A 12,667-nucleotide genomic window follows, 5' to 3' on the forward strand; every position below is an offset into this window, starting at 1 on the left:
AAAAAACCCCCGGACAATGCCGGGGGCAGGAGCAGAACTATAGGCTCAGACAGCACTACACTCCGGCAATGGCACAAACTCCTTCACTCTGTCAGCTATCACTCCACCAGCTATCAGCTCACGCATTGCTTCAATATCCGGGGTAAAAAGCCTGTCCTGTGCAAAAAAGGCAATTTTCTCACGCACAGCATCCTTTGCCACAGAAAGCGGGCGCGATGTGAGCAACGGCGCAAGAAAATCAAGCCCCTGCACTGCTGCCAGCCCTTCAATAGCAATAATCGTACAAACATTATCCACTATATCTTCCAGGCGTCTGGCTGCAAAAGTTGCCATACTGACATGGTCTTCCTGGTTAGCAGAGGTTGGCAGGCTATCAACACTGGCCGGGTGCGCCAGCGTTTTATTCTCTGACGCCAGAGCTGCAGCTGTAACCTGTGCAATCATAAAACCAGAATTCAGGCCACTCTCTTTAACCAGGAAGGGTGGCAGACCACTCATCTGTGCATCCATCAGCATAGCAAGACGACGCTCAGAAATTGCACCCACCTCAGAAACAGCTATTGCGATTGTATCTGCTGCAATAGCCACTGGTTCAGCATGGAAATTGCCACCTGAAATCATTTCATCTGTTTCTGCAAAATGAATGGGGTTGTCAGAGACCGCATTGGCTTCAATAACCAGCGTTCTGGCCGCATTACGCAACGTATCAAGACATGCACCCATAACCTGAGGCTGACACCGCAGGCAGTACGGATCCTGAACGCGCTCATCTTCCTCCCTGTGTGAATCACGAATGGAGGAATTCTCAAGCAGACTACGATATACAGCCGCCGTTTCTATCTGCCCGCGCTGCCCGCGCAGCACGTGCAGGCGCGGGTCAAAAGGAGCATCTGTGCCCCGTGCGGCATCAAGCGTCAGACCACCGGCAATAAGAGCTGCCTGGAACACACGCTCAGCCTTAAACAGACCAGACAATGCCAGCGCCGTTGAAGCCTGCGTGCCATTAAGCAACGCCAGTCCTTCCTTCGGGCCAAGCTCAACCGGCGTCAGACCGGCAGCCTGCAGTGCCTCTGCTCCGGTCATTTTCTGACCTTTATAAAAGGCATGCCCTTCGCCAATAACAACTGCACTCATATGTGCCAGAGGAGCAAGGTCACCTGATGCACCCACTGACCCTTTTTCAGGGATAACCGGTATAACCCCACGATTCAGCATCGCCAGCAGCAGGGTAACAACCTCTTTGCGCACGCCGGAGAACCCTCTTGCCAGACCATTAGCCTTAAGCAGCAAAATCAGTCTGACCACAGCCTCGTTCATTGGCGCGCCAATACCAGCAGCATGGCTCAGCACAAGATTACGCTGCAGCTCTTTCAGTTTATCATCCGGGATACGGGTTTTTGCCAGCTTACCAAAGCCTGTATTCACACCGTAAACCGGCTCACCTCGTGCAACAATACGCTCAACCGACAAAGCAGCAACGTCAAGCACCTTACCTGCCTCGGCAGATAACTCTATCTGCATGGAAGGCGAGAAAAAGAAAGAGCGCATATCTGCATAAGTCAGCTGACCAGGGAGCAGTATAAAAGATGATGCAGTCATGCCCTCAGGCTCCACGTTTAATCATTGGCAGGTTCAGAGATTTTTCATGCGCGCATTCTACAGCTATGTCGTAGCCGGCATCTGCATGGCGCATAACACCGGTTGCAGGGTCGTTCCACAACACGCGCTCAAGGCGGCGGGCAGCCTCGGCTGTGCCATCGGCCACAATGACCATGCCCGAATGCTGTGAGAAACCCATACCCACACCACCACCATGATGCAGCGACACCCAGGTAGCCCCGGATGCTGTATTAAGCAGTGCATTCAGTAAGGGCCAGTCAGACACAGTATCACTGCCATCACGCATGGCTTCAGTCTCGCGGTTAGGGCTGGCAACTGAACCACTGTCAAGGTGGTCACGGCCGATCACAATCGGGCCTTTCAGCTCACCTTTTGCAACCATTTCGTTAAAGGCCAGCCCCAGGCGATGACGGTCACCCAGCCCTACCCAGCAAATACGAGATGGCAGCCCCTGAAAATGAATTTTCTCTCGTGCCATATCCATCCAGTTATGCAGATGAACGTCATCAGGCAGCAACTCTTTCACTTTCTGGTCGGTTTTATAAATATCTTCCGGATCACCTGAGAGAGCAGCCCAGCGGAACGGCCCGATACCACGGCAAAACAGAGGCCGGATATAGGCAGGCACGAACCCAGGGAACGCAAATGCATCCTCAAGACCTTCTTCAAAAGCCATCTGACGGATGTTATTACCATAATCAAAAGTAGGAATGCCCATACGGTGAAAAGCCACCATAGCCTCGACATGCTCACGCATAGACTGACGGGCTGCTTTCTCTACTGCCGCAGGGTCAGTCAGACGTTTCTGCTCTGCTTCTTCCAGTGTCCAGCCTTTGGGCAGGTAACCATTCCGCGGGTCATGTGCAGAGGTCTGATCTGTTACGGCATCGGGGCGCACACCACGGCGCACCAGCTCCGGGAAGATTTCTGCCGTGTTACCTAAAAGGCCAACCGAAATTGCCTTACCCTCTGCACAGGCTGCGGTAATCAGCTCAAGCGCTTCATCAAGCGTATCCACCCGGCAATCAAGATAGCCTGTATCAAGACGTTTCTGAATACGGCCAGGTTCACACTCAACAGCCAGCATAGAGGCTCCGGCCATCACGGCAGCCAGCGGCTGCGCACCACTCATACCGCCCAGACCACCGGTCAGAATCCATCGGCCTTTCAGGCTGCCACCGTAATATTGCCGCCCCATCTCGACAAAAGTTTCATAAGTGCCCTGAACAATGCCCTGCGAACCAATATAGATCCACGAACCAGCGGTCATCTGGCCGTACATCATCAGCCCCATGCGGTCGAGTTCGTTAAATTTATCCCAGTTTGCCCAGTGCGGTACGATATTAGAATTTGCAATCAGCACACGCGGTGCATCTGCATGTGTGCGAAAAACACCAACCGGTTTACCTGACTGCACCAGTAAGGTCTGGTCATCCTCCAGCTCACGCAGGCTGGCAACAATCTGGTCATAACATGCCCAGTTTCGTGCAGCTCTACCTATACCACCATAGACAACCAGCTCTGAGGGACGCTCAGCCACCTCAGGATCCAGGTTATTCATCAGCATGCGCAAGGCAGCTTCAGTTTGCCAGCTTTTAGCTGTTTTTTCCGTCCCTGTCGGAGAACGGATAATGCGGTCATTAGCAAGGCGGTTATTTGAAACTGCAGATGCGTCACTCATTTTCCAACCCTTGTTCATACTTGTATATACTTTTAGTTAAGCGTCATACAATTTCGTTGTCAATCTGGAATAAATTAAAAAAACACTTCTGACGTTTTCAGGGCTTAAACGCCAGAGCACAGCGCAGAAGCTGAAGCAGGGTTTGCTTAAGCTGTGCAGCTTTCTGCGCACTTAAAGGCCAGGGAGATTTTTCAGTTTCCAGGTAGGTTGTTTGTGCAAGTTCAAGCTGTACAGCATGTATATTCTGATCTGGCTGCCCGTAATGACGAGTCGTATACCCCCCCTTAAAACGCCCGTCGAGAACATGGGTATAGTGCGAAGCCTGTGCTGCCTGAGCCACCAAAGCCTGAGCAAGTTCCGGCGCACAGGCCTGCCCCATATTGGTGCCAAAATTAAGGTCGGGTAAAACCCCTTCAAACAAACGAGGAATAGTGGAAGCAATAGAATGACCATCCCACAAAACAGCATGCCCCCATTTTTCTTTTAAACGGCCAAGCTCCTGCTCTATCTGATCATGGTAAGGACGCCAGAACAGCCTGGTTCTCAGCACAGTTTCCTGCGCATCAGGCTCCTCTCCTTCACGGTAAACTGGCAGACCGGAAAAGGTGAAGTGTGGCACAAGCCCGGTGCTGGGGCGCCCGGGATAAAGCACGCCGTCATCTGGCCCTCGGTTCAGGTCAACGACATAGCGTGAGTAATTTGCACGCAGTACGCCAACACCAAGAGCCTGCGCAAAATCGTAGAGTGTCTCCATATACCAGTCTGTATCAGGCAATGTGCTGCCATGCTCTGTCATACGCAGGGCCAGCCCTTCTGGCAGGCTCTGGCCAGCATGAGGCAAAGTAATCAGCACTGGCATATCACCTGGTGTAAAAGAATAAACCGGAAGCATCGTCTCTGACCTCTTTCTCTGCTCTTTTATTTTTAAAAATCAGGAAAAAATTTCACGCATAATGGTTCTGAAGTGCTGTGTAAGGCGCTCCTGCTGAGGGTGATGCCCATCACGCACCCGCCAATCACCAGCTGACATCACATGCCTGACAGGCAATGCCGGAAGAGTGAATAACGCAGCATCTAAAACAGCATCACCTTCAAGATCAGGATGAATAAACTGCGTCTCATCAGGCACACATAAATCAGCACGAGCACCTGGCGTTAGCCCCCACTGTGCAAGACCACAGGCCTGAGCCCCGCCTGCCAGAGCCTGGCGATATAGCCACCCGCCGGTTGAACCCAGCTGACCCTGGGGCAGAGCAAGGCAGCGACTTTGTGCAGATAAACGCATGCCATATTCAAGCAGCCTCAGCTCTTCAGCCGGGCTGATCAGAATATTACTGTCTGACCCGATACCAAAGCGGCCGTTCTTTGCAACATATTCAACAAACGGAAAAAAGCCGTCTCCGAGGTTGGCCTCTGTCACCGGGCACAAACCTGCCACAGCCTGACTTTTTGCAATCCTGGTGACCTCAGGCGACGTAAGATGAGTCGCATGTACAAGACACCAGCGGGCATCAACAGGCACATGCTCGAACAGCCAGGCGACGGGCCTCTGCCCTGTCGCGGCAAGACACTGTTCTACCTCCCCGATTTGCTCCGCAATATGAATATGTACGGGTGATGACTGAGCAACAGCCGAAACAAGCGCATTAATATCTTCTGTCCCGACCGCACGCAGAGAATGCAGACCCAGCCCGACAGAAACAAGGGAACTCCCCTGCCATTGCTTTCGGAGATTACTGATAATTTCAGCTATAAAACCCGGTGTTGAGGCAAAACGTTGCTGCTCATCCTGCAAAGGTCTCTGTCCAAACCCTGCATACATATAGAGCGTCGGCAAAACTGTAACACCCAACCCTGCGGTTTGTGCACCTGCGGCAATTCTCATCGCCATTTCGGCAGGCTGATTGTAAGCACAGCCATTTTTATCACGATGCAGATAATGAAACTCAGCAACCTGCGTATAGCCTGCGCGTAACATTTCCATATACAAAAAAGCGGCAATCCCCTCCATCTGATCGGGAGAGATATGACCGGCAAGCTGATACATCAGCGTGCGCCATGTCCAGAAAGTGTCAGATGGCGTTTGCCGGCGCTCAGCAAACCCGGCCATGCCACGCTGAAAAGCGTGAGAATGCAGGCTGATCTGGGGTGGCAGAGCAATCTCATACTGCTCCATCCCTCTGGAGGGCTGACTGTCGGCTGTGACAGAAGAAAATCTGCCATCCGGCCCGATAACTAAGGAGACATTTTTTCTCCACCCCTCAGGGAGAAGAGCCTGCTTCACAAAAATTCCGGTCATGCAGTCATACCCATTTTACTCAGCTTCCACCCGCATCATTAAAGCTGCTCCAGGCGGAATCTGACCGTTGTCGTTTTGAAACCATAACGGATTTGACTTATTTGTATATACCTTTGTATGGTATCTCACAGACTAAGAAAGCAGGATGCCATGTGGGATACACTCTGGAAGAACGTTCACTTAGCCACGATGGCACCATCGCGCATCAGCTCACCTGACCCTTATGGATGCATTAAAAATGCCGCCATTGCAGCGAAAAATGGTAAAATTACGTGGATTGGCGCTGAAGCTAATCTTCCTGACGCCCCCGAAAAACTTGCACGATCTGTTATCTCTATGCAGCAGAAATGGGCTACCCCGGGGCTGATAGATGCCCATACCCATCTTGTCTATGCAGGTGATCGAAGTAACGAATTCAGCCAGCGCCTTAATGGAGTCAGCTATCAGCAGATTGCACACGAAGGCGGCGGTATTAACGCTACTGTAGCAGCCACACGTGCAATGTCTGAAGAGCAGCTGCTTGAACTGGCTATAACCCGTGCCAAGCGTATGATTGCAGGCGGCACCACGACTATCGAGGTAAAATCAGGCTATGGTCTGACCCTGGAAGATGAACTCAAGCTGCTGCGTGTAGGCCGTGCCCTTGAACAGCACCTTCCCATACGTGTGCATACAACCTTCCTGGGTGCACATGCTCTGCCACCTGAATATGCCGGCCGTCAGACTGACTATGTCAACACCATCATCAATGATATGTTACCTCGCATAGCAGAAGGAAAACTCGCTGACAGTGTCGATGTCTTTTGTGAAACAATAGCGTTCTCACGATCCGAAACCGAACAAATCTTTCAGGCCGCAGCACAGCTTGGCCTGCCGGTTCGCATTCATGCTGACCAGATGTCAGACAGCGACAGCTGTGCTCTCGCAGCCCGCTTTAAGGCCCTGTCAGCTGATCATGTCGAATATGCTAACGAAAATGGTGTTCAAGCTATGGCGACAGCAGGCACTGTCGCTATGCTCCTGCCCGGAGCCTTTTACTTCATTCGCGAAACGAGACTGCCGCCGGTAGATCTTTTCAGAAAGCACAAAGTGCCCATGGGGCTTGCCACAGACTGCAACCCTGGAACCTCCCCGTTGCTCGACCTGACAACCACCATGAATATGGCCTGCACCCTGATGCGCCTGACACCGGCTGAAGCCCTGCATGGCGTTACAACAATTGCCGCCAGGGCTCTTAACTTACAAAACATCACGGGTGTTTTGCAGGAAAATTATGCTGCCGATATAGCTTTCTGGCCCATATCAGGCCCACATGAGCTCTCTTACTGGATTGGTGGCGTCAGGCCCTCGGCACGGGTCTTTGGTGGCAAAACAGACAACTAAAAAACATAATCTCTATACAGGTGATACAAACGTCCATATTTTACCAAAACACCCCGCGCTACCAAAGGATCAGTTCATGACACCATCTTCTCCTGCTCCCCGCCCGCAGCTTCGCTATGAGCAGGTAAAGAAATATATTACTGATCACATCACCCGTGGAGAATGGGATGTCGGGGAAAGGCTCCCTTCAGAGAGCGAGCTGGTCGAGACTCTTGGAGTTTCACGTATGACCGTGCACAGAGCTTTGCGGGAGCTTATGACAGAGGGGCTTGTAACCCGTGCGCAGGGCGTTGGTACTTTTGTTGCAGAACTGATGCCCCGTGCCCCGCTGCTTGAACTACGCGATATTGCAGATGACATTATCTCGGCGGGTCACACTCACACACAAAGGCTGGTAACCCTTGAAGCTGTCAGAGCCGATGTGGATCTGGCCATGGCCTTTGATCAGCGCCCGGGTGCCAAGCTGTTCCATTCTGTTATTGTGCATATGGAAGATAACATCCCCCTGCAGGTTGAAGAGCGCTATGTTTCACCACATTTTGCACCGGACTACCTGGAGCAGGATTTCACTTCTTTGCATCCGCACCGTTTGCTGACACACATAGCTCGCCCTGATGAAATGGAACACGTTATTTTTGCCGTGACACCAGAGGAAAAAATACAGCAGCTTCTGGAGCTGGATGAGCCTGCAACGGCGTGCCTTCAGCTCGTGCGCCGCACATGGGTACAGGGCAAAACGGTAATGAAGGGAATTTTCACTTACCCCGGCAATCGTTACAGCCTTGGCGGACGTTACCAGGTGGATAGTCTCAAAAATCACTGAATAATACTTACGATATCTGATTATATATCAGGCAGTTAAGCTTAATAAGGCTTAACTGCTTATTTGCGCTCTGACGACAGTAAAAGCCTGAACCATTAGCCTCGTCACAAATCTGAAAATAAGCCTGCCTCGTTAATAAGATAACACCAAAAAAAATAAAATATTACTATGCATAGCTGCCTGCTCCTCTCTACCTCAGCACTACATAAATTTGCACATTGATAAAATAACTACCACTATTTAAAATAACCATTAAGTAATTTAGTATTTTCTCATATTGCGTGACAGGTCTGATAAAATGCCTCATTTGAATGACAAGCAACATTTACCGGCATGCACAACTCGTCGTAAAATTCTGGCTGCCGGCATCGCAGGTCTTGCCGGCACTACACTGATAAAACAGCACGACGCCTTAGCTGCGAACAGTGAAAGTGTATCTCCGCCAAGTATCATAAGCACCCCAGCCAGAGTCTGGGGGCCTCAGGCACCCGTGCCTTTCACACCTGACCCCGATATTATATCCTACGATCCGTCTTTCAATAAGGTCATTTCCTGGAACGCACCGTTAGAACAGGCCTGGCGAGGGAATGTCTCGTGGCTTGAAGGGCCAGCATGGTCAGTTGAAGGGCGCTTTCTGCTCGTAAGTGACGTAACAGGAAGCAGTCAGTATCGCTACGCTGAAGATACGCATGCGATGTCCGTATTCCGTAAGGAAAGCTATCATTCAAATGGAAACACCTTTGACAATGAAGGGCGGCTGCTAACATGTGAGCATGGCCTGCGTCGGGTTATTCGCTGGGAACATAACGGAACCTGCACTGTTCTGGCCGATAAATATCAAGGCAAACGCCTGAACTCTCCCAATGATATTGTCGTTGATAAGGATGGAGGAATCTGGTTCACAGATCCGGATTACGGAGACCGTTTGTGGGAGGGGCACCCAAACGAACCGGGTATCAACGCACCGACACCAGACAACCTGACCTGGAACCTGGGAACGGAGCTAAGCACTGAACTGGGCGGCGCTTATGGACAGCAGGCTCATGTTTTTTATATTGACCCGGAAACACGTGAACTCACAGCCGTTCTTACAGAAAATCAGCTCGCCGGCCCTAATGGACTCTGTTTTTCGCCTGATTATAAAACTCTTTATATCGCCTCCAGTGCAGATAAAGCCGCACACCCAGGCGGAGGTGGATTTCGTAATATTTATGCCTTTGATGTCACGGGTAATAAACTAACTAATCAACGCATTTTCGCATCCATGACTCTTAACGGCGAAAAATTAATGCCTGACGGTATTAAAGCCGATGTTGTGGGCAATATATGGGTTGGCGCCAGTGGCTCCCTGGGTCTGTGTGGCGTAATTATTTATAATCCCGCGGGTAAAATGATCGGCCGGCTCCGTATGCCACGCACCATTTCAAACCTGACATTTGGCGGACCTGAACGTAATCGCCTCTTCATGACAGCTCGGGATTCCATTTTTACTCTTGATGTCGCGACACAGGGTGCCGGGTTATCCTAAAAGCCACATATTATGGGCCGGGCGGCTGGTTTTACTGTTTCTCATGAACAGATGAAATTTATTTTCACAATATACAGCGCCCGACCTCAGTAAGTCTCCCTTCCATCAAGACACCACCCCCAAAAAATAAAATATTGCCAAATAAAATATATCATTTTATTATTACACCCATTAATTTTAGAAAAAAATAAAAATATTTAACATCATATTGATTTATATAATATTTTTATAATGAATTTATTTTTTAATAATACTTTATTAATGACATCTCCACCAAAAGTGGCACTGAGTGTCATTTTTCACGATGATGTGACACTCCACCGTATTGCAGACTCTATCCTGTCTATATATCAAAGAATATAGTAATCAGGATAAGCAGAGTCCTGATTAAAAATCAGTCAGCATTTTATGCAGGCAATGAACAGGACAAATGGAGTATCCCATGTCAGTCATTCAGGCCCCTCCTTTTAAATCACGCTATGAAAATTATATTAACGGTGAATGGAAAGCCCCGGTAAAAGGGCAGTATATGAAAAATATCTCGCCTGTTGATGCGCGCATATTATGCGAAGTGCCACAGTCTACAGCCGAAGATATAGAACTTGCACTCGATGCCGCCCATAACGCATTTAAAAGCTGGGGACGGACCTCCATCGGCGAGCGCTCTAACATTCTTCTCAAAGCAGCCGATCGCATGGAGGCCAACCTCGACCTTCTCGCACGCGCTGAAACGTGGGATAATGGTAAGCCTATCCGTGAAACACTGGGCTCTGACATCCCCCTGGCAATCGATCATTTTCGCTATTTTGCCGGCTGTATCCGCGCTCAGGAAGGCGGTATTACTGATATCGATCAGGATACAGTGGCCTATCACTTTCATGAACCTCTTGGTGTTGTAGGGCAGATTATTCCGTGGAATTTCCCCCTGCTGATGGGTGCATGGAAACTGGCCCCGGCTCTGGCTGCAGGCAACTGCGTGGTGATGAAGCCCGCTGAAACAACACCAGCCAGCATGCTGGTACTGATGGAAATCATTGGTGATCTCTTTCCTGCCGGCACAATCAATATCGTGAACGGTCTGGGGCGAGATGCAGGGTCAGCACTTTCCAACAGCAGCCGCATTGCGAAAATTGCCTTCACAGGCTCTACACCAACAGGCAAAATGATCGCGCATGCTGCTGCAGAAAACCTGATTCCGGCAACACTGGAGCTGGGCGGTAAATCTCCCAACATATTCTTTGCAGACATCATGGATCATGATGATGACTATCTCGACAAAGCCCTGGAAGGCTTTACCCTGTTTGCACTTAATCAGGGGCAAATCTGTTCATGCCCAAGCCGTGCTCTGGTTCATGAGTCTATCTATGATAAGTTTATTGAACGTGTGCTTCCACGGGTAAAAGCTATCAGACAGGGGAACCCTCTTGACCCTGAAACCATGATGGGTGCGCAAAACTCACTCATGCAGCAGAACAAAATTCTTGAATATATCAACATTGGACGCGATGAAGATAAAGCCGAAATACTGACCGGCGGTGCAAAGCCAGAACTTGGCAATGACCTCAGCAATGGCTTTTATGTTCAGCCGACAATCTTCCGCGGTGATAATACGATGCGTATTTTCCGCGAAGAGATTTTTGGTCCTGTTCTGACCGTCACTACATTTAAGGACGAAGCCGAGGCACTGGCAATTGCCAATGACACCGAGTTTGGCCTTGGGTCAGGCGTGTGGTCTCGTAATGGCAATATCTGCCACCGGGTCGCAAAAGGCCTGCAGGCAGGGCGGGTATGGGTAAACTGCTATCATATCTACCCTGCTGGCGCGGCATTTGGCGGGTATAAAAAATCTGGCATTGGTCGTGAAACACATAAAATGGTTCTCGAACATTACCAGCAAACTAAAAATATACTCACCAGCTACTCTGAAAAGAAACTTGGTCTCTTTTGAGTCAAAAAAAGGGGAGCATAGTTGCATGCTCCCCTTTAACCGTTATTTTACAATGATCTAAAGAACAACGACGGGTAGAGACTATGAGCCGGAAATTTGAAATCCTGATCGTTGGCGGCGGTGTTGCAGGTCTTGCACTTGCAACACGCCTTGGCAACACAATGGGCAGGCAGGGCAAAGCACGTATCACCCTGATCGACAAAAGTTTTTCTCATGTCTGGAAACCAATGCTGCACTGCTTTGCAGCCGGCACTGCCCAGAATGAAAATGACCGCATCAGTTTTATGGCACAGGCCAGACGTCATCATTTTGAATTCTGGCCCGGTGAGGTAATCAGCCTGGACCGTGAAAAAAAGGAAACAGTCCTTGGCCCGCTTTATGGTGCAGACGGAAGCCTGGTACTGGAAGGGCGAACGGTTAAATATGATGCACTGATCTTATCAATTGGCAGCTGTGCAAATGATTTTGGCACACCCGGGGTCTCTGAGCATTGCCTCTTTATTGACAACCTTGTTGAGGCCAATGGTTTCAACGAAAAGTTCCGCATGGAACTTCTTCGTTCCTATGCTGGCGATGGTGCCCTTGATATTGCTATTGTAGGGGGCGGCGCGACTGGCACTCAGCTCGCGGCAGAGCTGCACAAAGCACTTGAGCTGGCTGGCCTTCATAGTTTTTCACAAACGCCACCCGTACTAAATATTACGCTGCTTGAAGCTGGCCCGCGTATTCTGCCTGCTTTCCCCGAAGAAGTCTCACAGGCTGCCAGGCAGGAACTTGAGCGCATTGGCGTCAGAGTGCTTACATCTGCTATGGTTTCAGGAGCAGACAGTCATGGCTTCACCCTCAAAGACGGCAGCCACATACCAGCCACCCTGCGCGTATGGGCCGCAGGCGTCAAAGCACCTGAAGTTACCAAAGGTTTTGGCGACCTCTCCCTGAGTCGTTCAGGGCAAATTCTGGTAAAACCAACCCTTCAGTCTGTTGATGACCCTGCCATATTTGCTATGGGCGATTGCAGCTATATTGCCGACGACCCTTTGCCGCCAACAGCTCAGGTAGCAAGGCAACAGGCCCATCACCTCGCACGGCAGTTACCGGCGTGGCTATACGATAAACGTGAAATATCGCCTTGTGTTTTCAACAACAAGGGAGCGATTGTCGCATTAGGGAATTATAATGGATGGGGAACTCTGCCTGGAGGCACAGTCTTTGGAGGCGGAGTATTTAAAGGGCTGTCAGCTCGTCTGGGGCACCTGGCTTTGTATCGCCAGCACCAGGTTGAACTTTATGGTGTATCACGCGGCCTGATATCCTGCTTTTCTGACTGGGTAAGCTCTCTGGTTAATCCTTCGATCCGACTTCACTGACCGAGCAATAAAAATGCC

At 50.2% G+C, this 12,667-nt stretch carries 9 protein-coding genes; 5 read left to right on the forward strand and 4 right to left on the reverse strand.

The window, feature by feature from the left end:
* Positions 1–45 precede the first annotated feature (45 nt).
* The 4 genes from hutH to GOB58_RS10070 all read right to left on the reverse strand — a co-directional run bounded on the left by hutH (position 46) and on the right by GOB58_RS10070 (position 5,600).
* Positions 46–1,599 (reverse strand): histidine ammonia-lyase, encoded by a 1,554-nt coding sequence (hutH, locus tag GOB58_RS10055; protein WP_173560104.1) that lies wholly within the window; start codon positions 1,597–1,599, stop codon positions 46–48.
* Positions 1,600–1,603: 4 nt separating this feature from the next.
* A complete protein-coding gene (hutU, locus tag GOB58_RS10060) occupies positions 1,604–3,301 on the reverse strand; it encodes a urocanate hydratase (RefSeq protein WP_086635227.1) in 1,698 nt (565 codons plus the stop codon).
* A 97-nt stretch (positions 3,302–3,398) separates the two neighbouring features.
* Positions 3,399–4,193, reverse strand: coding sequence for an N-formylglutamate deformylase (gene hutG, locus GOB58_RS10065; protein WP_173560105.1), 795 nt, complete (start codon positions 4,191–4,193; stop codon positions 3,399–3,401).
* A gap of 39 nt (positions 4,194–4,232) precedes the next feature.
* Positions 4,233–5,600 carry a formimidoylglutamate deiminase gene (locus tag GOB58_RS10070; protein WP_173560106.1) on the reverse strand — a complete coding sequence of 456 codons (1,368 nt, stop codon included), beginning with the start codon at positions 5,598–5,600 and terminating at the stop codon, positions 4,233–4,235.
* Between the two features lie 150 nt (positions 5,601–5,750).
* Here GOB58_RS10070 and hutI point away from each other — a divergent pair, with 150 nt between their 5' ends.
* The 5 genes from hutI to GOB58_RS10095 all read left to right on the forward strand — a co-directional run bounded on the left by hutI (position 5,751) and on the right by GOB58_RS10095 (position 12,649).
* Entirely contained in the window at positions 5,751–6,983 is a 1,233-nt protein-coding gene (gene hutI / locus GOB58_RS10075) for an imidazolonepropionase (RefSeq protein WP_173560107.1), read from the forward strand.
* 76 nt (positions 6,984–7,059) lie between these two features.
* Positions 7,060–7,806 carry a histidine utilization repressor gene (gene hutC / locus GOB58_RS10080; RefSeq protein WP_086554871.1) on the forward strand — a complete coding sequence of 249 codons (747 nt, stop codon included), beginning with the start codon at positions 7,060–7,062 and terminating at the stop codon, positions 7,804–7,806.
* 298 nt (positions 7,807–8,104) lie between these two features.
* A complete protein-coding gene (locus tag GOB58_RS10085) occupies positions 8,105–9,334 on the forward strand; it encodes an SMP-30/gluconolactonase/LRE family protein (RefSeq protein WP_173560108.1) in 1,230 nt (409 codons plus the stop codon).
* A 442-nt stretch (positions 9,335–9,776) separates the two neighbouring features.
* Entirely contained in the window at positions 9,777–11,282 is a 1,506-nt protein-coding gene (locus GOB58_RS10090) for an aldehyde dehydrogenase family protein (RefSeq protein WP_086635222.1), read from the forward strand.
* An 83-nt stretch (positions 11,283–11,365) separates the two neighbouring features.
* Entirely contained in the window at positions 11,366–12,649 is a 1,284-nt protein-coding gene (locus GOB58_RS10095) for an NAD(P)/FAD-dependent oxidoreductase (RefSeq protein WP_086554874.1), read from the forward strand.
* Positions 12,650–12,667 lie beyond the last annotated feature (18 nt).

This window comes from Acetobacter thailandicus, assembly GCF_011516655.1.
Classification (GTDB): Bacteria; Pseudomonadota; Alphaproteobacteria; order Acetobacterales; family Acetobacteraceae; genus Acetobacter; species Acetobacter thailandicus.

Bases quoted from the DNA above. Each gene is read 5' to 3' on its own strand.
- hutI (WP_173560107.1), top strand. From the start codon at position 5,751: ATGTGGGATACACTCTGGAAGAACGTTCACTTAGCCACGATGGCACCA.
- hutG (WP_173560105.1), bottom strand. From the start codon at position 4,193: ATGCTTCCGGTTTATTCTTTTACACCAGGTGATATGCCAGTGCTGATT.
- GOB58_RS10095 (WP_086554874.1), top strand. From the start codon at position 11,366: ATGAGCCGGAAATTTGAAATCCTGATCGTTGGCGGCGGTGTTGCAGGT.
- hutU (WP_086635227.1), bottom strand. From the start codon at position 3,301: ATGAGTGACGCATCTGCAGTTTCAAATAACCGCCTTGCTAATGACCGC.
- GOB58_RS10070 (WP_173560106.1), bottom strand. From the start codon at position 5,600: ATGACCGGAATTTTTGTGAAGCAGGCTCTTCTCCCTGAGGGGTGGAGA.
- GOB58_RS10085 (WP_173560108.1), top strand. From the start codon at position 8,105: ATGCCTCATTTGAATGACAAGCAACATTTACCGGCATGCACAACTCGT.
- GOB58_RS10090 (WP_086635222.1), top strand. From the start codon at position 9,777: ATGTCAGTCATTCAGGCCCCTCCTTTTAAATCACGCTATGAAAATTAT.
- hutC (WP_086554871.1), top strand. From the start codon at position 7,060: ATGACACCATCTTCTCCTGCTCCCCGCCCGCAGCTTCGCTATGAGCAG.
- hutH (WP_173560104.1), bottom strand. From the start codon at position 1,599: ATGACTGCATCATCTTTTATACTGCTCCCTGGTCAGCTGACTTATGCA.